Source organism: Mesorhizobium hunchu, from assembly GCF_040081975.1.
Classification (GTDB): Bacteria; Pseudomonadota; Alphaproteobacteria; order Rhizobiales; family Rhizobiaceae; genus Mesorhizobium; species Mesorhizobium hunchu.
In genome coordinates this window covers 36,770-61,771 of the sequence record NZ_JBEBMG010000008.1, presented here as the reverse complement: position 1 = coordinate 61,771, position 25,002 = coordinate 36,770, and the positions used below count along the sequence as shown (strand labels likewise).

The 25,002-nt window shown below is 66.3% G+C and carries 20 protein-coding genes and 2 pseudogenes; 12 read left to right on the top strand and 10 right to left on the bottom strand.

All coding sequences use genetic code 11. The features are described 5' to 3' along the window. Positions 1-201 precede the first annotated feature (201 nt). Positions 202-876 (top strand): ribulose-phosphate 3-epimerase, encoded by a 675-nt coding sequence (gene rpe, locus ABMA46_RS15115; RefSeq protein ID WP_349000525.1) that lies wholly within the window; start codon positions 202-204, stop codon positions 874-876. A 1-nt stretch (position 877) separates the two neighbouring features. On the opposite strand, the gene ABMA46_RS15110 is transcribed toward rpe, so the two are convergent. Next, positions 878-2,293 (bottom strand): sodium:proton antiporter, encoded by a 1,416-nt coding sequence (locus tag ABMA46_RS15110; protein ID WP_349000524.1) that lies wholly within the window; start codon positions 2,291-2,293, stop codon positions 878-880. Between the two features lie 70 nt (positions 2,294-2,363). Next, positions 2,364-2,963, bottom strand: coding sequence for a bifunctional nicotinamidase/pyrazinamidase (gene pncA, locus ABMA46_RS15105; protein WP_349000522.1), 600 nt, complete (start codon positions 2,961-2,963; stop codon positions 2,364-2,366). A gap of 223 nt (positions 2,964-3,186) precedes the next feature. Between pncA and ABMA46_RS15100 the strand changes: the two genes are divergently transcribed. The 7 genes and pseudogenes from ABMA46_RS15100 to ABMA46_RS15075 all read left to right on the top strand — a co-directional run bounded on the left by ABMA46_RS15100 (position 3,187) and on the right by ABMA46_RS15075 (position 10,734). Then, positions 3,187-4,044 carry an FAD binding domain-containing protein gene (locus ABMA46_RS15100; protein WP_349000521.1) on the top strand — a complete coding sequence of 286 codons (858 nt, stop codon included), beginning with the start codon at positions 3,187-3,189 and terminating at the stop codon, positions 4,042-4,044. Further along, entirely contained in the window at positions 4,041-7,046 is a 3,006-nt protein-coding gene (locus ABMA46_RS15095; RefSeq protein ID WP_349000520.1) for a molybdopterin-dependent oxidoreductase, read from the top strand. The genes ABMA46_RS15100 and ABMA46_RS15095 overlap by 4 nt, the downstream gene beginning before the upstream one ends. Further along, entirely contained in the window at positions 7,043-8,584 is a 1,542-nt protein-coding gene (locus tag ABMA46_RS15090; RefSeq protein ID WP_349000518.1) for a 6-hydroxynicotinate reductase, read from the top strand. The genes ABMA46_RS15095 and ABMA46_RS15090 overlap by 4 nt, the downstream gene beginning before the upstream one ends. Then, positions 8,581-8,778, top strand: a pseudogene (locus tag ABMA46_RS21390) (UPF0280 family protein); the annotation flags it as partial. The gene ABMA46_RS15090 and the pseudogene ABMA46_RS21390, both read left to right, overlap by 4 nt. A gap of 222 nt (positions 8,779-9,000) precedes the next feature. After that, positions 9,001-9,702 (top strand): annotated as a pseudogene (locus ABMA46_RS15085) (UPF0280 family protein); the annotation flags it as partial. After that, complete coding sequence (locus ABMA46_RS15080) at positions 9,695-10,276, top strand: amino acid synthesis family protein (protein ID WP_349000516.1); 582 nt, start codon at positions 9,695-9,697, stop codon at positions 10,274-10,276. The pseudogene ABMA46_RS15085 and the gene ABMA46_RS15080, both read left to right, overlap by 8 nt. Next, a complete protein-coding gene (locus ABMA46_RS15075) occupies positions 10,273-10,734 on the top strand; it encodes a MarR family winged helix-turn-helix transcriptional regulator (RefSeq protein WP_349000514.1) in 462 nt (153 codons plus the stop codon). The genes ABMA46_RS15080 and ABMA46_RS15075 overlap by 4 nt, the downstream gene beginning before the upstream one ends. A gap of 130 nt (positions 10,735-10,864) precedes the next feature. Here the strand turns inward: ABMA46_RS15075 and ABMA46_RS15070 are convergent, their stop codons facing one another. Next, the gene (locus ABMA46_RS15070; protein ID WP_349000513.1) at positions 10,865-12,598 is read right to left on the bottom strand and encodes a hydantoinase B/oxoprolinase family protein; all 1,734 of its coding nucleotides are present in this window, start codon (positions 12,596-12,598) and stop codon (positions 10,865-10,867) included. Between the two features lie 310 nt (positions 12,599-12,908). Beyond that, complete coding sequence (locus ABMA46_RS15065; protein WP_349000511.1) at positions 12,909-14,972, bottom strand: hydantoinase/oxoprolinase family protein; 2,064 nt, start codon at positions 14,970-14,972, stop codon at positions 12,909-12,911. A gap of 209 nt (positions 14,973-15,181) precedes the next feature. On the opposite strand from ABMA46_RS15065, the gene ABMA46_RS15060 reads away from it, so the two are divergent. From ABMA46_RS15060 to ABMA46_RS15045, 4 genes are all read left to right on the top strand, one after another. Beyond that, positions 15,182-16,006, top strand: coding sequence for a ferredoxin--NADP reductase (locus ABMA46_RS15060; protein ID WP_349000509.1), 825 nt, complete (start codon positions 15,182-15,184; stop codon positions 16,004-16,006). A 72-nt stretch (positions 16,007-16,078) separates the two neighbouring features. Beyond that, entirely contained in the window at positions 16,079-16,366 is a 288-nt protein-coding gene (locus ABMA46_RS15055; RefSeq protein ID WP_349000507.1) for a WYL domain-containing protein, read from the top strand. Between the two features lie 149 nt (positions 16,367-16,515). Then, positions 16,516-17,250, top strand: coding sequence for an SDR family oxidoreductase (locus tag ABMA46_RS15050; RefSeq protein ID WP_349000505.1), 735 nt, complete (start codon positions 16,516-16,518; stop codon positions 17,248-17,250). Between the two features lie 150 nt (positions 17,251-17,400). Beyond that, on the top strand, positions 17,401-18,246 hold the full coding sequence (locus ABMA46_RS15045; protein ID WP_349000503.1) for a fumarylacetoacetate hydrolase family protein: 846 nt from the start codon (positions 17,401-17,403) through the stop codon (positions 18,244-18,246). Positions 18,247-18,479: 233 nt separating this feature from the next. Here ABMA46_RS15045 and ABMA46_RS15040 read toward each other — a convergent pair whose 3' ends face one another. The 6 genes from ABMA46_RS15040 to ABMA46_RS15015 all read right to left on the bottom strand — a co-directional run bounded on the left by ABMA46_RS15040 (position 18,480) and on the right by ABMA46_RS15015 (position 24,967). Next, a complete protein-coding gene (locus tag ABMA46_RS15040; protein WP_349000502.1) occupies positions 18,480-19,478 on the bottom strand; it encodes an ABC transporter ATP-binding protein in 999 nt (332 codons plus the stop codon). 10 nt (positions 19,479-19,488) lie between these two features. After that, entirely contained in the window at positions 19,489-20,556 is a 1,068-nt protein-coding gene (locus tag ABMA46_RS15035; protein WP_349000500.1) for a Gfo/Idh/MocA family protein, read from the bottom strand. Positions 20,557-20,749: 193 nt separating this feature from the next. Next, complete coding sequence (locus ABMA46_RS15030; protein ID WP_349000499.1) at positions 20,750-21,589, bottom strand: carbohydrate ABC transporter permease; 840 nt, start codon at positions 21,587-21,589, stop codon at positions 20,750-20,752. 10 nt (positions 21,590-21,599) lie between these two features. After that, positions 21,600-22,529, bottom strand: a complete 930-nt coding sequence (locus ABMA46_RS15025; RefSeq protein ID WP_349000497.1) for a carbohydrate ABC transporter permease — start codon at positions 22,527-22,529, stop codon at positions 21,600-21,602. A gap of 215 nt (positions 22,530-22,744) precedes the next feature. Beyond that, positions 22,745-24,004: an ABC transporter substrate-binding protein gene (locus ABMA46_RS15020; RefSeq protein WP_349000495.1), complete on the bottom strand. Its 1,260-nt coding sequence runs from the start codon at positions 24,002-24,004 to the stop codon at positions 22,745-22,747. Between the two features lie 24 nt (positions 24,005-24,028). Continuing rightward, positions 24,029-24,967: an N-acetylmuramic acid 6-phosphate etherase gene (locus ABMA46_RS15015; protein ID WP_349000493.1), complete on the bottom strand. Its 939-nt coding sequence runs from the start codon at positions 24,965-24,967 to the stop codon at positions 24,029-24,031. Between the last annotated feature and the right edge of the window lie 35 nt (positions 24,968-25,002).

Here is a 25,002-nt window from a genome sequence, read left to right as displayed (position 1 = left end):
CGGCCATTCCGGACGGAAGCCGACACTGTGCAGCAAAATCCGGCATTGTCGAGACCGATCGCCGTCGCGTCCGACATGCCTTGCGCGGATGGCACGGAAGCGGGGGAATACGGAAGGCGCCGTCCTCTTCCGTGCCCTTTGCTATCGACAAGCCGGGCCGCGGCGGCTAGGCGAAGGAAAATTGCAGGAGCGAGAACAGCCATGATCGCCAAGACCCTGATTGCGCCCTCCGTCCTGGCTTCGGATTTCTCCCGGCTGGGCGACGAGGTCGAGACCGTCGCGGCGGCCGGCGCGGACTGGATCCATCTCGACGTGATGGACGGGCATTTCGTGCCCAACATCACCTTCGGCCCGCCCGTCATCAAGACGATCCGCAATCGCACCAAGGCGTTCTTCGACTGCCACCTGATGATCGCGCCGGCCGATCCCTACCTCGCGGCCTTTGCCGAGGCCGGCGCCGACGGCATGACCGTGCATGCGGAGGCGGGACCGCATCTCGACCGCTCTCTGCAGTCGATCCGCAATCTCGGCAAGAAGGCCGGCGTGGCGATCAACCCGGCGACGCCGGAGAGCGCGATCGAATATGTGCTCGACCGGCTGGACATGATCCTGGTGATGACGGTCAATCCCGGCTTCGGCGGCCAGGCCTTCATCCACGCCATGATCGACAAGATCAGGCGCGTGAAGGCGCTGATCGGCGACCGGCCGATCCATATCCAGGTGGACGGCGGCATTGCGCCCGACACCGCGCCGCTGGTGACCGCAGCCGGCGCCAACGTGCTCGTCGCGGGTGCGGCGATCTTCAAGGGCGGCAGCGTCGAAGCCTACCGCGCCAATATCGAGGCGATCCGCGGCGCCGGCGACGCCGCCCTGTAACCTAAAAGAAGATCAGACTGGACAGGACGAAGGTCGGGATCAGCACGAGGCCCGACCAGGCCATGTAGCCGAAGAAGGACGGCATACGCACGCCCCGGCGGCGCGCGATGGCGTAGACCATGAAATTGGGCGCGTTGCCGATATAGGTGTTGGCGCCCATGAAGACTGCGCCCGCCGAGATGGCAGCCAGCGTCGAGGCGAATTCGTTCATCAGATGCTGCGCGTTGCCGCCGGCCAGTTCGAAGAAGACGAGATAGGTCGGCGCGTTGTCGAGAAAGGACGAGAGCAGGCCCGTCAGCCAGAAATAGGCGAGGTCGTTGGGCTGGCCGTTCGCGCCGGTCACCATCGCCACCAGCGGCGCCAGCGCGCCTTGCGCTCCGGCCTGGAGGATGGCGACGACCGGCACGATGCAGATGAAGATGGCCGCAAACAGCTTGGCAACCTCGGCGATCGGCCCCCAGTCGAAGCCGTTGGCGGCGCGGTATTCCTTGCGCGATACGGCAAGCGAGACGAAGGCGAGCGCAAGAATGATGATGTCGCGCACGAGGTTCTGCAACTCGACCGTCACGCCAAGAACGGTGAAGGCTGGACCGGGCTTCCACCAGGCCGACATCAGGATGGCGCCGATGACGCCCGCCAGCAGCGGCAGGTTGGGCAGGCCGCGAAGCCGCACCTTGGAATCGGGCGTCGGATCCTTGATCTTCGGCATCCCTTCCTCGCGGAGGTGGAAGAAGATGTCGATAGCGAGGAACAACGCGAGCACCACGCCCGCGACGAACAGCGTGTCGGGGAAAATGTGCACTGTGGTCCAGAAAAAGTCGACGCCGCGCAGGAAGCCGACGAAGAGCGGCGGATCGCCCAGCGGCGTCAGTGAGCCGCCGATGTTCGACACGAGGAAGATGAAGAAGACGACGACATGCGCGTTAAACGGCCGGTTGTCGTTGGCGCGGATCAGCGGCCGGATCATGATCATCGAAGCGCCTGTCGTGCCGACGACGGAAGCCAGCATGGCGCCGATCAAAAGCAGGCCGGCATTGGCGAGCGGCGTGCCGTGGATGTTGCCCGCCACCAGGATGCCGCCGGCTATGGTGAACAGCGCGAACAGCAGGATGATGAAGGACATGTATTCTGTCAGGAGCGCATGCAGGACCGCCGCGCCGGCCTCCGTCAAGCCGAACGAGGCAGCCAGCGGCACGATCACCACAGCCGCCCAGCCGGCGGCGATCTTGCCGTAGTGATGTTCCCACACATGCGGAAACAGCAGGGGTCCGGTGGCGATGGAGAGCAGCAGACCGGCGAACGGGACAGCCCAGACAAGCGACATGGCGTCGCCGGGGAGACCGCCTTCGGATGCGAAAGCCGGTTCGGCAACAAGAAGCAAGGCGACTGCCGCCGCCAGAATTTTCGCTGAACGCATTCCGCCCCCTCAACAATCAAGTCGTCGGTGCATTACATTGCCCGTCGAAGCCGTGCGCCCATCGATGCCATCACGCCAGCGCCACGCCGGCCGCGCGCATGCGCTTCAGCATCGCCTCGACCGAGCCGTCAAGATCGATGCCCCGGCAGGCGTCCAGCCGCACCGTCACCGAAAACCCCTGTTCGGCGGCGTCCAGGGCCGAATAGGCCACGCAGAAATCGGTCGCAAGACCGCACAGGGTGATTTCGCCGATGCCGCGCTCGCGCAGATAGCCGGCCAGCCCGGTCGGCGTCTTGTGGTCGTTCTCGAAGAAAGCGGAATAGCTGTCGATCGCGCTGCGGAATCCCTTGCGGATCAGCAGTTCGGCCTTGGTCCAGGCGAGGCCGGAATGAAAATCGGAGCCGAGGCTGCCCTGGATGCAATGATCCGGCCATAGCGTCTGCGGCCCGTAGGGCATGTCGATGGTTTCGAAGTGCCGGCGGCCGGGATGGCTGGAGGCGAAGCTGGAATGGCCTGCCGGATGCCAGTCCTGCGTCATCACCACGTGGTCGAAATTGCGGACAAGGTCGTTGACCAGCGGCACGATCTCGTCGCCCCCGGCGACCGCCAACGCGCCGCCGGGACAGAAATCGTTCTGCAAATCGATCACGATCAGCGCTTGCTCGGTCATCGGCAATCTCCGGAGTCGCGCTCCCGGCCGGGAGCGGCGGCAGACCCTCGACCAGTTGGCGCACGACGTCAACCTTCCGGCACGTCCAACGACGCGCCCGCAAACCCGCCTTTGACAAATCCAGCCGACGCGATATCATTTGCATACGAACAAATTCTTGGCCGGCTGCGAGCGGGATTCCGCCGTGAACGCCGGCTGGCGGGGAACTGCGGGAAGGCCCGGCGTGACGCGTTACGCTAAACCCACCAGCCTCGACGAGGCGCTCGCCCTGCTCGGCGAAGCGCCGTGGCGGATCGTCGCCGGCGGCACCGATTTCTATCCCGCGCTCGGCAACCGGCCGATCCGGGAAAACATCCTCGATATCAACGGACTGGCCGGGCTTCGCGGCATCGGGGAAACCGAAGACTACTGGCTTATCGGCGCGCGCACGACATGGACGGATATCGCCAACAGCGATCTGCCACCGGCCTTCGACGCGCTCAAACAGGCCGCGCGCGAGGTCGGCTCCGTCCAGATCCAGAACGTCGCCACAATCGCCGGCAATCTGTGCAACGCCTCGCCCGCCGCCGACGGCGTGCCGGCCCTTCTGGCACTGGACGCGGTGGTCGAACTTCGCTCGGGAAATGCGCGGCGAAGCCCGAAGTTGGCGGATTTCGTTCTCGGCAACCGCCGCACCGCCATGCGGGACGGCGAGATGGTGACCGGCATCCGCATTCCACGCGCATCCGGCGCGGGGCGCTCGGCTTTCGTCAAGCTCGGCGCGCGGCGCTATCTTGTCATCTCCATCGCCATGGCGGCGGCACGGCTGGTCGTGACGGACGGACGGATCGAGCAGGCAGCGATCGCCGTCGGCGCTTGTTCGGCGACCGCAGCGCGCCTGACCGGTGTGGAGACGGCGCTCATCGGCCGACCTGTCGACGGGTCGCTTGCGAACGCCGTCCGGAGCGCGCCCGTCACAGAGCTTTCGCCGATCGACGACGTGCGCGGTAGCACCGCCTACAGGCTGGAAGCAGCGCGCGAGATCGCGGCGCGCGCCGTCTGCCTCGCGGCCGGCCTGACCCCGGAAAGCATGGCGGCATGAGCGGCGGGCGCATCGACATCGCCTTCGGCGTCAACGGCGCGCCGGTCTCGGTCCATGTCCAGCCGATGCGCCGACTTTCCGCCGTCCTGCGCGACGACCTCGGCCTGACCGGCACCAAGGTGGGCTGCGACGCAGGCGACTGCGGCGCCTGCACGGTTCTGGTGGACGGCGCGCCGGCCTGCGCCTGCCTGATGCCAGCCGCCGGCGCGGCCGGCCATGAGATCACCACCGTGGAGGGGCTCGGCAACGGCCGGCTCTCGGCGCTTCAGACGTCCTTCCTCAGGCATGGCGCCGCGCAATGCGGCATCTGCACGCCCGGCCTGCTGGTGACCGCCACGGCCCTGCTTGCGGACAATCCGCGGCCGAGCGAAGCGGAGGTCCAGGACGCGCTCGGCGGCGTGCTCTGCCGGTGCACCGGATATCGAAAGATCATCGCGGCGGTGATGGATGCGGCATGTTGCATCGCCGACGGTCTTTCCCGGACTGAGCTGCCGGCTGTCTCTCCTTCAAGGGAATTGGCAAGTGCGGATGGCGTCGCACCCCCACCCCTATCCCCTCCCCACAAGGGGGAGGGGGACCTTGCGGCAGCGCCACAATGTTGCGACGCCGACGGCTTTCGCGAGGACGCTATTGACCGCGCTCCCCTCCCCCCTGTGGGCGTCCGAAGGACGGGCGAGACCCGTGGCTCGCCCCGGCAAGGGCAGGGATGGGGGTGTGCAGCCGCAGGAACACCGGGCTCCGGCTTTCCCCCTTCCGGCAAGGCCGTCGGCGCGCGAGTCGCGCGGCTGGACGGCGTTCCAAAGGTGACGGGCGCAGAGAAATTCGGCGCGGATTCCTTTCCCGACGACGCGCTGGCGGTGCTCGTTATCCGCTCGCCGCACCATCATGCCCGCTTCCGCTTCGGCGATATCGCGGCATGGCAAAGGAACAACCCCCGCGTGGCCGGCGTCTTCACCGCCGCCGATATTCCCGGCACCAACTGCTTCGGCGTCATCGCGCCGTTCGCGGACCAGCCGGCGCTGGCTGACGGCGAGGCGCGGTTTCGCGGCGAGGCGGTGGCGCTGGTCGCCTGCGAGAGGGAAGCGGCGGCCGATCTCGACCTCTCCGGTTTCCCGGTCGAATGGACCGAGCTTGCCCATGTCCTTCAGCCCTGCGAGGCGAAGACCAGAGACGCCATGGCCATCCATTCCGGACGGCCCGACAATGTGCTCACGTCCGGGCTCGTCGAGCGCGGCGACCCGGACGCCGCCATCGCCGCCGCCGCTTATGTCGTGTCGGGCGCGATCGAGACGTCCTATGTCGAGCACGCCTATATCGAACCGGAAGCCGGCTATGCTTCCTGGGACGGCGACACGCTGACGGTCGTCGCCTGCACGCAGGCGCCCTACATGGACCGCGACGACACCGCCAAGGTGCTGGGGCTCGTGCCCGAAAAGGTGAGGATCGTGCCGACCGCCACCGGCGGCGGCTTCGGCTCCAAGCTCGACGTTTCGGTGCAGCCGCTGATCGGTCTGGTGGCGATGAAGACAAGGCGACCGGCGGCGCTCGCCTACACGCGCACCGAATCCATGATGTCCACCACCAAGCGCCACCCCGCGGCCATGCGGGCAAGCGTCGGCGCGGACGCCGACGGCAAGGTCGTCGGCATGATGTTCGAAGGCGAGTTCAACACCGGAGCCTATGCAAGCTGGGGGCCGACAGTGGCCAACCGCGTGCCGGTCCATGCGTCCGGTCCCTATCTGACGCCGACCTATCGCGCCGCCGGCCACGCCATCCATACCAACGGCCCGATCTCAGGCGCCTTCCGCGGCTTCGGCGTGCCGCAGGCGACGATCATGCAGGAAAGCCTGTATGACGAGCTGGCCGCGAAGCTCGGCATGGACAGGCTGGCGTTCCGGCTGAAGAACGCGCTTCGTAACGGCTCCGAAACGGTGACCGGCCAGCGGCTCGAAGGAGTCGGCATCGCGGACTGCCTGGAAGCACTGGCGCCGCATTGGGCGCGCGCGCTGGCGGAAGCCGAGGCCTTCAACGCCGCTCATCCCACGCGCAGGCGCGGCGTCGGCGTGGCGTCCTGCTGGTACGGCTGCGGCAATACGTCGTTGCCCAATCCATCGACGATCAAGATCGGGATTTCGGCGGAGGGCGAGGTCGTCCTGCATCAGGGCGCGGTGGATATAGGGCAAGGCTCGAACACGGTGATCGCCCAGATCGCCGCCGACGCGCTGGGCTTGCCGCTGGACAAGGTCCGGCTTCGGGGCGCCGACACGGCGATCACGCCGGACGCCGGCAAGACTTCCGCCTCGCGCCAGACCTTCGTTTCCGGCAAGGCGGCGGAGAAGGCGGGACGGGCGCTGCGCGAGGCGGTCCTGCGCTTCGCCAACGTTTCCGGCAAGGCCGATCTTGCGCTGGAAGCGGGTGCGCTGGTCATCCGCGAAGGCGAGGCCGCGCGGCGCATCGACCTGACGACGCTGCCCGTCGACGGCGACGGCTTCGTCTTCACGGCGCAGGAGACCTACGACCCGCCTACTTCGGCGCTCGACGAAAAGGGCCAGGGCAGCCCCTACGCCGTCTACGGCTACGGCGCGCAGATCGCCGAGTTGGAGGTCGATATGATGCTCGGCACGGTCCAACTCCTCAAGATCACGGCCGCACACGATGTCGGCCGGGCGATCAACCCGATCCTGGCAGAGGGCCAGATCGAGGGAGGCATCGCGCAAGGCATCGGCTTGGCGCTGATGGAGGAATATATCCCCGGCCGCACCGAGAACCTGCACGACTATCTCATTCCGACCATCGGCGACGTGCCGCCGATCGAGACGATCCTCGTCGAGGTGCCGGATCCGGAAGGTCCGTTCGGGGCAAAGGGATTGGGCGAGCATGTGCTGATCCCGACGGCGCCGGCGATCCTCAACGCCATCCGCCATGCCACCGGCGTGACGGTGCGGAAAGTGCCGGCGACACCGAGCCGGATCCTGGCGGCGATCAAGGCGCAGGCCTCATGAGCGAACTCTCCGAACGCTTCGAGACGCATGATCCGGGCGCCAAACAGGTGGCGGAGAAGATCCGCTGCGATGCCTGTCCGGTCATGTGCTACATCGCCGAAGGCCGCACCGGCGCCTGCGACCGCTACGGCAATGTCGGCGGGCGCGTCGTGCGTATGGATCCGCTCACCGTACTGGAGCATTCGGCCGAAGCCGGCGCGGAGGTGGTGGCTTTCGCGGACGCCGGGCCGTGGGACGGTGAACTGGTCAATACCGGCCGCCGCTTCGTCACGGCGATCGGCGCCGGCACCACCTATCCCGACTACAAGCCCGCCCCCTTCATCGTCAGCCAGGAGGTCGAAGGCGTCGATCTCGTCACCGTGGTAACCGAGGGCATCTTCTCCTATTGCGGCGTCAAGGTGAAGATCGACACGGACCGCTTCATCGGCCCGGAAGCCGCGACGGTGCGCGCCGCAGGCGAGGCGGTCGGTCATGTCACCACCGGCGAATACGGCTCGCAGATGCTGTCGCTCGGCGGCGTGCATCACCTGACCGGCGGTTCGAAGGCGGAAGGGCGCGCCACCTGCGACGCGCTGCTGGCGCTGTGTAACAAGCAGGCGGTGGAGCTTTCCATCGATGGCGGCGAGAGCGTGGTGGTGCAGGCCGGCAAGCCGCCGGTCATCGGCGGCAAGGTCGAGGAACGAATGCGCGTCGGCTGCGGATCGGCCACCATCGGCATGTTCGCGACGCAATGGCGCGGGCTGGTGGACGAGGTCGTGGTCGTCGACGACCACATCACCGGGGTGGTCTCCGAGCATCAGGCCGGCAAGGTCCTCGACTGGCCGGACACCGGCATCAAGATCCTCGGCCGCCGCTCGACGCCCGGCCGCTACTTCAAGGTTTCCGAACCCGGTCTCGGCTGGGGCGGCACGGCGATCTCCGATCCGCTGTCGATCCTCGGCGACTGGAACCCGAAGAAGGGCGCGCGGCCGGGGCTGTCCCTGCTGATGGTCTCCACCACCGGCGAGCAATTCGCCTATTACGAGCTGGACGACGAGCTGAAGCCGGTTCAAAAGCCGTTCCCCGAGCGGCTGCGCAAATCGGTCGACCTGATCGAGGACAATTGCGAGCCGGCGCTGTGCACTGTGCTGTTCGTCGGCGGTGCGGGCGGCTCGCTGCGCGCCGGCGTCACCGAAAACCCGGTCAATCTCACGCGCTCGGTACAGGGGCTGCAGACCTATGTCACGGTCGGCGGCGCGCCGGTTTATGTATGGCCGGGCGGCGGCATCACGCTCATGGTCGACGTCATGCGTGTGCCCGACAACGCCTTCGGTTCCGTGCCGACGCCGGCGCTGGTGGCGCCGATCGAATTCACGCTGCGGCGCGACGACTATGTGCGCCTCGGCGGTTACGAATCCGAGATCCGCAGCGTCGAGGACGTGCTGGCGCGCGGCGGCGAATACCTCAACCCGCGCCGCGGCGCGCATGCGCCGGCACACAATCCCTGGCCGCCGCTGACGCAATTGCGGCGCGACGCGCAAGACGGCGCGGCACGATGAACGGGCCGCAGGCGCACTGGCTGGAGGACGGACGGCGGCTCCACCTCAACCACGGCCCGATCGACCTGATCGTGGAAGCGTTCGGCGAAGAGGATGAAAGGCGGGCGGCCTATGCGCAGGCGGTGGCGCGCTTCGCCACGATCCTGACCGAACTGGTGGCGGAACTGCCGAGGCTGCGGATGCCGGTTGTGTTTCCTGTAGGCGGCGCGCAGCACCCCCACCCCCACCCCTGTCCCTGCCGGGGCGAGCCGCGGGTCTCGCCCGTCCTTCGGACCCCCGCAAGGGGGAGGGGGACGCCGGCACCAGCGTTTGGCCCAAGATCGCTAGTGGCCCACCGCGGCGTTGGCGCAGAGTCTCCCTACCCCCAGCGGGGAGGGGCGGGGAGTGAGGGTAGCTATCCCCCCGCATTCTCGAACTTCTTTGGTCCCACCGCGCGCCGCATGGAAGCGGCGGTCGCGCCGCTGGCGACAGACTTCATCACGCCGATGGCGGCCGTCGCCGGGGCGGTGGCGGACGAGGTGCTGGCCGCCATGATCGTCGGACGCAGGCTCGAACGCGCCTATGTCAACAATGGCGGCGACAGCGCGCTTCATCTGGAGGCCGGGCAATCGATGCGGCTGGCGATCGCGGGAACGGGACACGGTTTCGCCGACCGGATCACCATCCGCGCGCGGGACCGGGTGCACGGCATCGCCACCAGCGGATGGCGCGGCCGTTCCTTTTCGCTCGGCATCGCCGATGCGGTGACCGTACTGGCCCGCACGGGGGCGGAGGCCGACGCGGCCGCCACCATCATCGCCAACGCGGTCGACCTGCCCGGTCATTCGGCCGTGACGCGGCAGCCGGCGCGTGAGCTTGCGCCCGACAGCGACCTTGGCGGCAGGTTAGTAACGACCGGCGTCGGTGGTCTGTCGTCCGCAGAGATCGCCGAGGCACTGGAGCGCGGGTTCGGCGTCGCCGGGGATTTGCGCCGCTGCGGACTGATCGAAGCGGCCGCGCTGTTCCTCGCAGGGCAATCGCGTATCTGCGGGCACATGCCGGTTGACGAAGCCGCATTCGCCCCCCTCTACCCTGCCGAACATCCCACCAGGAAAATTCGAGAGAGACCACATGCCTGATTTCCCCATCCGCAAGATCGAAATCGTGACGGAAGAGATCTTCCACGACGGCGGGCCGGCCCCGGCAGAAACGCGCCGGCGCGCCGCCGCCTTCGCGCTGGTGAAGAATCCATTTGCCGGCAAATATGTCGAGGATCTGCAACCGGCGATGGACGATCTCAAACCGCTCGGACTGATATTGACGGATCGTCTGATCGCAGCACTCGGCGGCATCGAGGGGATCGACGGCTACGGCAAGGGCGCTGTCGTCGGCGCCGCCGGCGAGATCGAACACGGCGCGCTCTGGCATGTTCCCGGCGGCTACGCCATGCGCGATCGGCTCGGGCAGGCCAAGGCGATCGTACCGTCGGCGATGAAGGTCGGCGGCGTCGGCGCGACGCTCGACGTCCCGCTCGGCCACATCAACGCCGCCTATGTGCGCAGCCATTTCGACGCATTCGAGGTACGCGCGGCGGACGGCCCGCGGCCGGACGAAATCCTGTTCTGCCTCGCCATGGCGCGCGGCGGTCGGGTCCACAGCCGCATGGGCGGGCTGGAGGTCGCCGACATCAAGGTCTGGGACGGGCAGCGATGAGCGGCGAGGACAACCTGCTGCGGCTGGTCGAGGGCGATACCACGACGCCCGAGGATTACCATCTGCAGGAGCAGATCGGCTTCCTGCTGCGCAAGGCGCACCAGCGGCACGTGGCGATCTTCGCATCCCAGGTTGGCGACCTGACGCCGCCGCAATTCGCGGCACTTGCCCGACTTTTCGAGGACGGCGGCACGTCACAGAACCAGCTCGGCGCGATGATCGCGATGGACGCGGCGACCGTGAAAGGCGTCATCGACCGGCTGAAGGCGCGTGGCCTGGTCGAGCTTTCCAGGCACGAGGGCGACAAACGGCGGCTGATGGTCAACCTCACGGCAGAGGGTCGCCAGACCATCGAGCGCCTGATCCCGCTGGCACGAAAGGCGACAGAGGAAACGCTCAGTCCCTTCAGCGCGCGCGAGGCCACGACGCTGACAAAGCTGTTGGCGAAGATCGCGTAGATTCCCTTCCCGTCGCGTGAGGGTGCCGAGCGAAGGGAGATGGGTGGGATTGCCGGCTGTAGAGCGCGACTTTCCTTAAACGTCGGCGTGGTTGAGGTTACCCCTCCCGACCTCGCAGCCTTCGTTGTACTCAGGCTGTTCGGCCACCCTCCCCCCAAGGGGGAGGGAAATTGACCCCGAACATTTCCCGCGCCTGCTCTTCGGTATAGTAACCGAGTTCGACGTCGCTCCGCACCAAATCCGGGCCCCGCTCCGTCGGATCGCCGAAACCACCGCCGCCCGGCGTGCCGACGCGCACGCGGTCGCCGGCCTGAAGCGGAATATCCTGTTCCTTCGACAGATGCAGCGGCACATGCACCTCGCCGCCGCGGAACACCGTCACCTCGTTGACTGCGCCGTCCCTGCCGCCCAGCACGCCCTGCGGGCCGAAGCGGCCGTGATCCATGACGAAGGACGCGCGCGCCTCGCCGCGCAGAAGCTCCACCTCGTAGGCCAGGCCGAAGCCGCCGCGATGTTTTCCCGCACCGCCGGAGCCTTCGCGCAGCGCATAGTGGCGGTAGAGAACCGGAAATGCCTGCTCCATGATCTCGACCGGCGGCGATTTCGAAATGCCGATGGTCGAGCAGCCGTTGGTCAGGCCGTCATGGCCGGCATTGCCGCCGTAGCCGCCGCCGGAGATCTGATACATGACGTAGTCGCGCCCGCGCGCCGGATCGTGCCCGCCCAGCGCGAAATTGCCGCTGGAGCCGGCAGGCGCGGCCGTCACCTTGTCAGGCAGTGCCTGCACCAGCGCGGCAAAGACCGCTTCGGCGATGCGCTGTGACACTTCCGCCGCGCAGCCGGACACGGGACGCGGATAGCGCGCGTCGAGGAACGTGCCTTCCGGGCGCTGGACGATCAGCGGCTCGAACGCGCCAGCATTGATCGGCACATCCGGGAAGATATGGCGCATGGCCAGATAGACGGACGACAGCGTGGTCGCCAGCACGCTGTTCATCGGGCCGGCGCAGGGTTTCGAGGAGCCGGCAAAATCGAACGACAGCGTCCCGCTCTTCTTCTCGACGGTGAGCGCGATGGTGAGAGGCTCGTCCACCACCCCATCGGAATCGATGAAGGCTTTCGAGCGGTAGGTTCCGTCCGGTATGGCGGCGATCTCGGCGCGCATCTGTTCGGTGGCGCGGCGGCGGAGTTCGCCGATCGCTTCGCTCACCGTTTCGTCTCCGTAACGGTCCAGGATTTCCGTCAATCGCTCGCGCCCGACCAGCAGGGCGGCGGCTTGGGCCTTGACGTCGCCGATGCGCTGGTCGGCGACACGGATGTTGGACGAGATGATGGCGAAGATTTCCGCGTCGAGGACGCCCTTCTTGAACAGTTTTACCGGCGGCAGGCGCAGGCCTTCCTGCTCTACCGCCGTGGCCGAGGCGGAAAAGCCGCCCGGCACCGCGCCACCGATATCGGGCCAATGGCCGGTGTTGGAAAGCCAGCAGAAGATTTTTCCCTGCCGGTAGACCGGCATGAGGAAGCGCACGTCCATCAGGTGCGTGCCGCCGAGATAGGGATCGTTGACGATATAGATGTCGCCCTCCTGCGGCGGCAGGCAGCGTCCGTCGCTGATCATCTCGATGACGGTGCGGGTGGAATACTGCATGACGCCGACGAAGACCGGCAGGCCCTGGTTGCCCTGCGCGATCAGCGCGCCGTCTTCGGCCGAGTAGATGCCGTCGGAGCGGTCGTTCGCCTCGGCGATCACCGGCGAGAAGGCTGCACGGGAGAAAGCGAGATCCATCTCGTCGCAGGCCTGCTGCAAGGCGGCCTGGATGACGGAGAGGGTGAGGGTGTCGAGGAGGGATACGGGGACGGTCATGGCGCGGCCTGCCTCCCTCCCCCTTGTGGGGAGGGATTGAGGGTGGGGGTGGACTGCCAAAACGAAAGAATAGCAGCAATGGCAAGCGCCAGCGCACCCCCACCCCTAACCCCTCCCCACAAGGGGGAGGGGAACTTCGCGGCATAGCTACAGTCCACAAACATCGAGGATTTCGGGCGAAACGGCCGCGTCGGCGTCTCCTTCCCCCTTGTGGAGAGGGGACAGGGTTGGGGGTTTCGGGCCAAAGAAAAGTTCATATGCAATGGCCCTGCCGTAAACAAGGACAAGGAAGCTCCTAAATGTGTCGCCCTCATCGTCCCACCTCGATGACGATGTTCCCGTCGGCGTCGCTTCGCGCCCGGTCGCCGGGTTCAAGCACCGTGGTGCAATCCATCTGTTCGAGGATGGCCGGGCCTTCGAGGACGGCGTCCAGCGGCAGCTTTTCGCGCGCGTAGACCGGCGTATCGCGCCAGCCGCCATCGAACCAGACAGGCCGGGTCTCGTTCAGCGCCGCCCCCAGACTGTCGACTCGGCCGGCCGGGTCGATAAGCCGGCTAAGGTCTACTGCCGGCCGTACGCCGATGACCGACGTGTTGAGGTTGACCAGGTTGGCGCGGATTTCAGGCAGTTCCACCTTGAAGCGGGCGAAATAGGCTTTCTCGAACAGAGCCTGCAGGGTCGCGCGGTCCACGTTGGCGGACGGCAGCGGCACGTTGACGATATGGGTTTGGCCGATAAACTGCATGTCGGCCGAGTGGCGGACTCGGATTTCCTCCGGCTTGACCGCCTCCTGCGCGATCAGCGCCCTGCCCTCCTCGACATGGGCGGCGAAAATGGCACGCACCGCCGCCTCGTCCAGTCTCGACACCGGCTGGTTCAGCGTGTTGACGAAGTCGTGCCGCAAATCGGCGACCACGCAGCCCAGCGCGTTGGTGATGCCGGGCCGCGCCGGCACCAGCACGCGCGGCAGGCCGAGTTCGCGCGCCAGCGCCGAGGCGTGCAGCGGACCGGCGCCGCCGAAGGCGAACAGGGTGAAGTCGCGCGGATCGTGGCCGCGCGCGACCGAGACCATGCGGATCGCGCCTGCCATCTTCAGATTGCCCAACCTCAGCACGGCGCCCGCCGCCTCGACGCCGCTCATGCCGGTGGCGCGGCCGATCCTGTCGGCGAAGACGCGGGTCACGTCGGCGGCGGTCACCGGGTCGGCGACGGCGAGCAGTTTCCTCGGCGCCAGCCGGCCGAGCACGAGATTGGCGTCGGTGATGGTGGGTTCCGTGCCACCGCGGCCGTAGCAGATCGGACCAGGATTGGCGCCGGCGCTCTGCGGTCCGACCTGGATCAGGCCGGCGGCATCGACGCGCGCGATGGAGCCGCCGCCGGCGCCGACGGTGTGCACGGCCACCATCGGCACATGGATCGGCATGGCGTATTCCACCTCGATCTCGTTGGAGACCGCCGGCTCGGCGTTGCGGATCAGCGCCACGTCGGTCGAGGTGCCGCCCATGTCGTAGGTGACGAGGTTCCCGATGCCGGCGCGCCGGCCCGTATAGGCGGCGGCGATGACGCCCGAGGCCGGGCCCGACATGACGGTCTTGGCGGCCTCGCGGGTGACGAAGCGCGCGGAGATCATGCCGCCGTTTCCGTTCATGATAAGGAAGTCGCGCGCATAGCCCTGTGCCGAGAGTTCGCCGCGCAGACGGCCCACATAGCGCTCCAGGATGGGCTGGACGGAGGCGTTGACGGCTGCCGTCACGCCGCGTTCGAACTCGCGCGCCTCCGACAGCAGCGCATGGCCCATGGTCATGTGGTCGTTCGGCCAAAGCTCCGCCGCGATCTCGGCGGCACGGCGCTCATGCGCGGGATTGGCGTAGGAGTGCAGAAAATGGATGACGAGGGATTCGCAGCCCTCGTCCAGCAGGCGGCGCACCGCCCGGCGCACGCCCTCCTCATCCAGCGGCGTGCGGACGACGCCGCCGGCCTCGATGCGCTCGGCCACCTCCAGCCTGAGATTGCGGGGAATGACCGGCACGAAGGTTCCGGTCATGCCGTAGGCCTGCGGGCGGGTGCGCCGGCCGAGCTCGATGACGTCGCGAAAGCCGGCGGTTGTGATCATGCCGGTGCGGGCCAGCCGCCGTTCCAGCACGGCATTGGTCGTCGTGGTCGTGCCGTGGACGATCAGGTCGATGTCGCGCACCGGAAAACCGCTGTCGCCAAGGGCGGCGACCACGCCGAACGCCTGGTTGTCGAGCGTCGTCGGCGTCTTGGCGATGCGAACGCCACCGTCGCCGCGTGCGTCGATCAGGATGAGGTCGGTGAAAGTGCCGCCGACATCGATGCCGGCCACCACGTTGCCCCCGGTTCCATTCTCATCCATCGCCGAAAACCGAAATCGCTGGACTACGGATATGTCGCGGATTGGAAAGGCTTTTCCCTCCCCGACCTTGACATGAAAATCATTTGTATACTAATAATTCCGGCAGGCAAGGGGCCTGACGGCTTGAAGCTGAGGACAGGCTGCCTACTTGACCGGTTTGGGGCGGCGCGATACCGCCTCGCGACTTTGACGCAGGAAGCTGTCCCGCAATGCCCTCTGCCCTTGCAACAGATACGGCCGAACGCGCGCCGCGCTTTCCCATCCCCGCGAACGTCCATGCCGAGACCGTCGTCTCGGTCAGGCATTATACGGACCGGCTGTTTTCGTTCCGCATCACCCGGCCGCAGTCCCTGCGCTTCCGCTCCGGCGAGTTCGTGATGATCGGCCTGCCCAATGCCGAGAAGCCGGTGTACCGCGCCTATTCGGTGGCGAGTCCCGCCTGGGACGAGGAACTGGAGTTCTTCTCCATCAAGGTACCGGACGGCCCGCTGACCTCGGAACTGCAGAAGATCCAGGTCGGCGACACGGTCCTGGTGCGCCCGAAGGCCACCGGCACGCTGGTGCTCGACGCGCTGACGCCGGCGAAGCGCCTGTTCATGATCTCGACCGGCACCGGCATCGCGCCCTTCGCCTCGCTGCTGCGCGACCCCGACACTTACGAGAAGTTCGAGCAGGTGGTCCTGACCCATACCTGCCGCGACGTGGCCGAATTGGCTTACGGCCAGGAACTGGTGGCGGCGCTGGCGGACGATCCGCTGATCGGCGAATTCACCAGTGGCCGCGTCACGCTCTACAATTCGACGACGCGCGAGGAGAGCGAGCGCATGGGCCGCATCACCGCGCTGATCGGCTCCGGCAAGTTCCACGCCGACCTCGGCATCCACAGGCTCGATCCCGAGACCGACCGCATTATGATCTGCGGCTCGATGCACATGCTCAAGGACGTCAAGGAGCTGGCGGAGGGGCTCGGCTTCGTCGAGGGTTCGCTCAGCCATCCCGCCACCTTCGTCGTCGAGCGCGCCTTCGTCGGCTGACATCGTCGCGCGCCGTGACTGGCGGCGGGCCGACATCGCACTATCTCCCGACCGGCATTGGGTCGGGAAAAGATGACGTCCGAAGAAACGATCTGCGAGGCGATCCGCAACCGCCGGCGCCTGTCCTTCGACTATGACGGTAGCCGGCGCGTCGTCGATCCCTATGTCCTTGGCCATGACGCCGGCGGCAGGCTGCTGCTTTCCGCCGTCCAGATCAGCGGCGGCAGCGGCGCCGGCTTCCGCACCTTCGAACTCGCCGGCATCGATAGCTTGAGCATTATGCCGGAGACGTTCTTCGGCAACGATCCCCGCTACAATCCGCGCGACCGGCTGTTCGCCCGGATGCTGTGCCGCGTTTGAACGCGCCCGGCAGCGTCTTGACGGACCAGTTCCGGTTCTTTATCGAGAAAAAACATTTGGCCTCGGCAGGTGCAGCGGATGCGCCGAACTGGCACATTGCCTGAGGCTGTTCCCGGCAAGACCGTCTGGCCGCAATTCGAGGAAACCTCATGTCGCAGGATCTGACAGGCAAGAGCGTCGTCATCACCGCGGCGGCGCAGGGCATAGGGCGCGCCAGCGCGCTGGCTTTCGCGGCCGCCGGTGCCACAGTCCACGCCACCGACATCAACGACAAGGCGCTCGCCGAACTGGAAGGCACGAGAGGCGTCGTCACGCGCCGGCTCGACGTGCTCGACGCGGATGCGGTGAAGGCCGGCTTCGCCGAGATCGGTCCCGTCGATGTTCTGTTCAACTGCGCCGGCTTCGTCCATGGCGGAACGATCCTCGACATGAAGGACAGCGACCTCGACTTCGCGCTGGACCTGAACGTGCGCGCCATGGTGCGCACCATCCGCGCCGTGTTGCCGGGCATGCTGGAGCGAGGCAGCGGCGCCATCATCAACATGTCGTCGCTGGCGAGTTCGGTAAAAGGCGTGCCCAACCGCTTCGTCTACGGGCTTTCCAAGGCAGCGGTCATCGGCCTGACCAAGGCGGTCGCGGCTGACTACGTCGCCCAGGGCATCCGCTGCAACGCCATCTGCCCCGGCACGGTGGAAAGCCCTTCGCTGGAAGGCCGGATGCGCGCCGGCGGCGACTACGACGCGGCCCGCGCCGCCTTCATCGCCCGCCAGCCGATGGGCCGTCTCGGCACGCCGGAGGAAATCGCCGATCTCGCCGTCTATCTGGCCGGCGCCACCTATACGACCGGGCAGGCCTACAATATCGACGGCGGCTGGTCGATCTGATCGGGCGGTCTGAAATTCGCACGGGCCGGCACGGAGTCCCCGTATTCACGCTTCCGGCAGCGCGCTGGTTTGGGTAGTTTCCGCTCGCGCGATCGACGTTTTTCATTCTGGCGGAAAGAGCCCGCCGAACCGACAGGAGAGGACATTTCCATGAAACTGCTGCGTTATGGCGAAGCGGGCGCCGAGAAGCCCGGCCTTCTGGACGCCGACGGCGCCATTCGGGACCTTTCGGCGCATGTCGACGACATCGGCGGCGGTGCGCTCGACCCGTCTTCGCTGGCGCGATTGGCAAAACTCGATCCGAATTCGCTTCCGGCGGTCTCCGGCAAGCCGCGCCTCGGCGCCTGCGTGGCGGGCGTGGGCAAATTCATCTGCATCGGCCTCAACTACTCAGACCATGCCGCCGAGACGGGTGCTGCCGTGCCGCCTGAGCCGATCATCTTCATGAAGGCGACCTCGGCCATCGTCGGCCCCGACGACACGGTGCGCATTCCGCGCGGTTCCGAAAAGACCGATTGGGAGGTCGAGCTCGGCGTCGTTATCGGCAAAAAGGCGAAATACGTCTCCGAAGCCGAGGCGTTGGACTATGTCGCCGGCTATTGCGTCTCGCACGACGTGTCCGAGCGCGCCTTCCAGGCCGAGCGGCAGGGCCAGTGGACCAAGGGCAAGAGTTGCGACACGTTCGGCCCGATCGGACCGTGGCTGGTGACGAAGGACGAGGTGGCCGATCCGCAGAATCTCGGCATGTGGCTGAAGGTCAATGGCCAGACCATGCAGGACGGATCATCGAAGACGATGATCTACGGCGTCGCTTTCCTGGTGTCCTATCTCAGCCAGTTCATGAGCCTGATGCCCGGCGACGTCATCTCCACCGGCACGCCGCCCGGCGTCGGCATGGGCATGAAGCCGCCGCGCTATCTCAAGGCCGGCGACGTGGTGGAACTCGGCATCGAAGGCCTCGGTACGCAGAAGCAGACGGTAGAAGCGGACGCCTGATCCGGGCTCCTTGAGGCATATGACGGCGCACCCCCACCCCTGTCCCCTCCCCACAAGGGGGAGGGAGACGCCGACACCGTCGCTTCGACCGAATGATCAACGTTGCGACATTGCAGAACCGCCGCAAGATCCCCTCCCCCCTGTGGGGAGGGCAAGGGGTGGGGTGCTGGACCGTCGCATTTAACGAAAGCCATATGCGATAGCCCCCGTCCGTTTGCAGGGTATAGAATACCCTACCGCACCGTCCTGCCGTCGGCGTCGAAGCGGTAGGTCTTGCCGGGTTGCGGCGTCGCGTAGAGCGTCGCGCCCGGTTCTGCCGCGTAGGTGCCGAACAGGCGCACGGTGATCAGCCCGGCCTTTTCGCAGTCGAGATAGAGGTTGGTGTCGGCGCCGAGATGCTCGGCATGGACGACGGTGCCCTTCCAGTCGCCTTTGGCGGGATCGAGGCTGATGTGCTCGGGCCGCACGCCGATCGTCTTGACCGTCTCGCCAAGCCGCGCGCCGTCGATGAAGTTCATCTTCGGCGATCCGATGAAGCCCGCGACGAATTCATTAGCCGGCGTATCGTAAAGCTCCATCGGCCGCCCGACCTGCTCGATGCGGCCGGCGTTGAGCACCACGATCTTGTCCGCCAGCGTCATCGCCTCGACCTGGTCGTGGGTGACGTAGATCATCGTCGCCGTCAGCCGCCGGTGGAGTTGGGCGATTTCCAGCCGCGTGTTGACGCGAAGCGCGGCGTCGAGGTTCGACAGCGGCTCGTCGAACAGAAAGAGCTTGGGCTCGCGCACAACGGCGCGGCCGATGGCGACGCGCTGGCGCTGGCCGCCGGAGAGCTCCGCCGGCCGGCGCTTGAGATACGGCTCGAGGCCCAGCATGGCCGAGGCAGCGGCGATGCGCTTGTCGATTTCGGCGGCCTCCTCGCCCGCCTGCTTGAGGCCCAGCGCCATGTTGTCGCGCACGGTGAGGTGCGGATAGAGCGCGTAGGTCTGGAACACCATGGCAATGCCGCGCCTGGCCGGCGGGACGGCCGACACGTCGTCGCCGTCGATCAGCACGCGCCCGGAGGTCGAATCCTCGAGCCCGGCGATGACGCGCAGCAGCGTCGACTTCCCGCAGCCGGACGGACCGACGAAGACGACGAATTCGCCGTCCTTCACGTCGAGGTCGATGCCCTTCAGCACCTCAACGGGGCCGAAGGCCTTCTTGACGTTTTCGATTTTCAGTGAGCCCACGGCATTTTCCTCAGAGTTTGACGGCCATGCCCGTGCGCACGCTCTCGTCCGCCGCCAGGCAGACGGCGAGCGAGCGGACCGCGTCTTCCATATGGCGGGTCAGGTCGATGTCCTCGCGGATGGCCTTGAGCAGGAAGGCCTGCTCGCGGTCGCACAGTTCCTGGTGCCCCGGTTCTCCCTGCATGGAGAGGACCCGGTCCGGCGTGGTGAAGGCGCCGTTCGGCCCGGTCTCGGCCGAATGGACCTTGATGGTCGAGGTTTTGGTGTGCGTGTCGATGTCGTCCGACTTCACGCCTTCGGCCATCACGATGGACACGCAGCCTTTCGGAGACATCACGTCTTTCACGAAGAACGCCGTCTCCGAGATCATCGGCCCCCAGCCGGCCTCGTACCAGCCGACCGAACCGTCGTCGAACAGCACCTGCAGATGGCCGTAATTGTACATGTCGGGCCTGATCTCGTCGGAGAGCCGCACCCCCATGCCGCGCACCTCGACCGGCCGCGCGTCGGTGATCTGGAGCATGACGTCGAGATAGTGCACGCCGCAGTCGACGATCGGCGAGGTGGTCTGCATTAACTGCCTGTGCGTCTGCCAGGTCTTTCCCGACGATTGTTGATTCAAGTTCATGCGGAAGACATAAGGGCCGCCCAGTTCGCGCGCCTCGGCGATCAACCGCATCCAGGAAGGATGATGGCGCAGGATATAGCCGACGACGAGCTTTTTGCCGTTGGCCCTGGCGGCATCGACCACGCGCCGTGCATCTGCGACGGTGGTGGCCAGCGGCTTTTCCACGAAGACGTGGCAGCCGGCTTCCAGCGCCGCCACCGCATAGTCGGCGTGGCTGTCGGAATAGGTGGCGACGCAGGCGACATCCGGCCTCTCGTCGCGCAATGCCTCCTCGAAGGAGCGGCGGATTTCGTGGCCGGCCAGCCCGCCGGGCAACGGCACGTCCGAACGGTTGACGAGCGCCGCGATCTCGAAGCCCGGATTCTCGTGATAGGCCAGCGCGTGGCTGCGACCCATATTGCCGAGCCCGGCGACGACGACGCGCAGGGGTTTTGTCAATGCATCGATCATGGGACTGCCTTTGCCGAACAAGCGTCATCCCGGAAGCGGACTGGAGCGAAGCGGAAGGACGCTATCCGGGATCCACTCCCTGACTTTTCTATGTTCCGGAATGGATCCCGGATACGAAGTCTCGCCTTGCTCGACGTCGTTCCGGGATGACGCCGGTGGGAGTGCTTCCCGCCAATCTGCTGTGAACGGCGCATCACTTCACCGCTCCCGAGGTGATGCCGCGGATCAGTTGCCGCGAGAAGACGACGTAGAGAACCAGAACCGGCAGGATGGCCAGCGACAGAGCGGCCAGTACCGCGTTCCAGTTGGTGACGAACTGGCCGAGGAAGAGCTGGGCGCCGAGCGTCACGGTCTTGGTGGCCTCCGAGGGCGCCAGGATCAGCGGGAACCAGAGGTCGTTCCAGATCGGGATCATAGTGAAGACCGCGACCGTCGCCATGGCCGGCCTGACCAGCGGCAGCACCAGCCGGAAGAAGATGGTGTATTCGGAAAGCCCGTCGATGCGCCCGGCGTTCTTCAGATCGTCGGACACGCTCTTCATGAACTCCGACAGGATGAAGATGGCGAGCGGCAGGCCCTGGGCGGTATAGACCAGGATGAGCGCCGTGAGCGTGTTGACCAAGCCGGTCTTGACCATGAGTTGCAGGATCGCGACCGTGGCCAGGCGGATCGGGATCATGATGCCGAGCGCCAGATAGAGACCCATCAGCGCGTTGCCGCGAAAGCGGTATTCCGACAGCGCGAAAGCCGCCATCGCGCCGAACAGGAGCACGAAGAACAGCGACGCGACGGTGACGACCAGGCTGTTCTGGAAATAGAGCACGAAATTGCCCTGGTGCAGCACGGTCGCATAGCCGACCGGGTCGAACGTGCTCGATGTCGGCGGCATCAGCGGCGTGCGGAAGATTGCGTTGCGCGCCTTGAACGAGTTGACGACGATGATGAAGACAGGAAACAGCGCGATAAGCGTGTAGAGGATCAGCACGCCGTGGGCCGCGATGCTGCGCGCCGGTGATGCGGTGGCCTTGCTCATGTCACGCGCCTCAGAACTGGTAGCGACGCAGGCGCGTCTGCACGAGGAAGAGATAGATGCACACGCCGACCAAGATGATTAGGAACATCATGGTGGCGATCGCGGCTCCCATGTTCGGATCCCCCACCTGCAACTGGAAACCGAAGAAGGCGCGGTAGAGGAAGGTGCCGAGGATGTCGGTGGAATAGTTTGGGCCGGCCAGCGCGCCCTGGGCCGTGTAGATCAGGTCGAAGGCGTTGAAATTGCCGACGAAGGTGAGGATCGAGATGATGCCGATCGCCGGCAGGATGAGCGGCAGCTTGATCTTCCAGAATTGCGCCATGCCGGTGACGCCGTCGCATTCGGCGGCCTCGATCACCTCGTCGGGGATCGACAGCAGCGCGGCGTAGATCAACATCATCGGGATGCCGACGAACTGCCACACCGAAACAAGGCTGAGCGCGATGAGCGCGCTGCTTTCCTTGCCGAGCCAGGGGCTGAACAGGCTCTTCAGGCCGACCAGGTCGAGCAGGCTCGGCGCGACGCCCCAGATGGGCGACAGGATGAGCTTCCAGGCGAAGCCGACGACGACGAAGGACAGCACCGTCGGCACGAAGATCGCCGTGCGGTAGAAAGCGGAGAAGCGCAGCCGCGGCGAGGACAGGAGCGCCGCCAGCACGACGCCGATCGGGTTCTGCACCAGCATGTGGATGACGAAGAAGACGAGATTGTTTCTCAATGCGTTCCAGAAGCCCGCCGACCAGTTCGGATCGCCGAACAGGGTGCGGAAATTGCCCAGTCCGACGAAGGTCTGCACCTGCGCGACGCTGCGGAACAGGGCAAGCTGCAGCGTGCCGAACAGCGGCAGGATCATGATCGCCGTATAGACCAGCACCGCCGGCGCCAGAAACACGGCGATATGCCAGCGGATCGCTTTCTTCGGTGCTGCTTCTGCGGCCATGAACGCGGTCCCCGTCCGGTCAGGTCTTCATTTTGTGCAAGGCAGGGCATCCATGCCGGGCGCGCTGATCCCGCGATCATGACGGGCGGCGGTTATGGACGCAATGCTGCCCGCGCTTGCGGAACAGGATGAAGGTCGGCGCCGAACGCGGCGCCGCCTTCACCTCGTCTCCGTAACCCGGGCCTCCGTTCAGGAGAGCCCGAGTATCGGCGTGGTTACTTCGCCGGCTTGTACCAGCTATCGAGGCCGTCCTGCAGCTTCTTGGCGGCCTGCTCAGGCGTCTCGGTGCCGTTGATGACATTGGCCGTCTCGACCCAGGTCTCGTTCTCGAGGTTCGGCGTGCCGCGCGACAGGATCTGGTAGGTCGAGCGGATGGTCGACTTGCACTTGCCGCGCCAGGAGACGAACTCCTGCGCCAGCGGATCCTGCATCTTCACCGGCGTCGAATTCAGGCTGAAGAAGCCCGGCAGCGAATTGGCGTAGATGTCGGCGAATTCCGGCGAGGCGACCCAGGACAGGAACTTCTTCGCCGCATCGGCATTCTTGGACGCCGCGTTCAGGCCGATGCCGATGTCGTTGTGGTCGGAGATGTAGCAGGTGTCGCCCTTCTTCTCGACCGGCGGCGGGAAGGCGCCCATCTTGAACTGAGCCTGGGTGTTGAACAGGCCGATCTCCCACGAGCCGGCCGGATAGATGGCGGCGCGGCCGAGCGTGAACAGGTTCTGGCTGTCGGGATAGGTCTGCGCCTCGAAGCCGTCGCCGAGATAGGGCTTCCACTTGGCCAGTTCTTCGAGCGGCGCGACCCAATCGGGATCGGTCAGCTTCTGCTCGCCCTTGATGAGCGCCAGACGGCCTTCCTCGCCCTTCCAGTAGTTGGGCCCGATGTTCTGGTAGCCCATGGTGGCGGCTTCCCACAGATCCTTGGTGCCCATCGCCATCGGGATGTAGGTGCCATCGGCCTTGATCTTGTCGAGCGCGGCGAAAAATTCGTCGCGGGTCTCGGGCACCTTGATGCCGAGCTGGTCGAAAGCGTCCTTGTTGTAGATGAAGCCGTGCAGGACCGAGGCCATCGGCACGCAGAAGGTCGCCTTGCCGTCGTCGGTCGTCCAGGCAGACTTGGCCACGTCGGAGAAATTCTCCATGCCGGGCAGCGTCGTCAGGTCGGCGAGGTTGCCCTTGTTGTAGAGTTCCAGCGACTTGTCGAAGGGGCGGCAGGTGATCAGGTCGCCGGCGGAGCCGGCCTGCAGCTTGGCGCCGAGGGCGGCGTCGTATTCGGTCGGCGCGGACGGCGCGAAGGTCACCTTGATGCCCGGGTTCTTCGCCTCGAAGGCCGGGATCAGCTTGTCCTGCCAGATCGACAGGTCGTCGTTGCGCCAGCTCTCGATGGTCAAGGTCGCGTCCTGCGCCGAGGCGACCCCGGCATAGCCAAGAATGCTGGAGCCCAGAAGGATTGCGGTCAGTAGTCTCGTTTTCATGCTCAGTCTCCCTGTAGACCTTTTTCAGGTTCGGTTTTGACGAGATCGGAGGGTTGCGCCCTCCGCTTCCCCTCGGATCGCGGACAAAGCGGGCCGCAATTTCTGGCCCGCGCCGTCCAGGAGCTTTTTGGCGACCTCGGCATCGGCGGCGCCTGCCGCCAGCAGGATCGCGGTCTTGACCGCGCCGCCGCTCGCCTCCAGAAGCGCGGCCGCCTCCTGCGGATCGCGGCCGGCGACAGCCGCAACGATGCGCGCGGCGCGGTCGCGCAGCTTGGAATTGTCGGCAATGAGATTGACCATGTAGCCGTCATGGACATGGCCGAGATGGATTGCGGCCAGCGTCGACAACATGTTGAGCGCGATCTTCTGCGCGGTCCCGGCGCCCATGCGGGTCGAACCCGCGATCACTTCTGGCGGCGTTTCCAGAAGGATGCCGACATCGGCCTTTTCGAGCAGCGGCGCCGCCCGGTTGTTGGCGATCGCGATCGTCGCCGCGCCGCGACGGCCGGCCTCCTGCAAAGCCGCGACGGCATAAGGAGTGGAACCGCTGGCCGACAGCGCGATGAGGCAATCGCCCGCGCCGACGCCGGCCTGAGCTACGGCGGCCTTCGCCCCGTCGACGTCGTCTTCCGGCGCGCCGGCAAGATCTTTCAGCGCCGCGTCACCGCCTGCCAGCAGAACCAGGATGCGGTCGCGCGCGATGCCGAACGTGCCGGGCAGTTCAAGCGCGTCTGCCAGCGCCATCAATCCGGAGCTGCCGGCGGCGGCGTAGACCAGACGCCCGCCGGCCTTCAATCGCCCGGCGATGAGGCTTGCGGCAGCTGCGATCTGCGGAATGGCTGCGTGGACAGCGCCGGCGGCCTCGACCTGGCCCGCCGCAAGCGAAGACAGGATGGCCTCCGGGGCCTGCATATCCAGGCCCTCGGCATTGCGATGGTGCGCTTCGGTGCGCCGCTCGGCCATTCGGTGTCCTCCAACCCGGCAACCATACCAAAAAA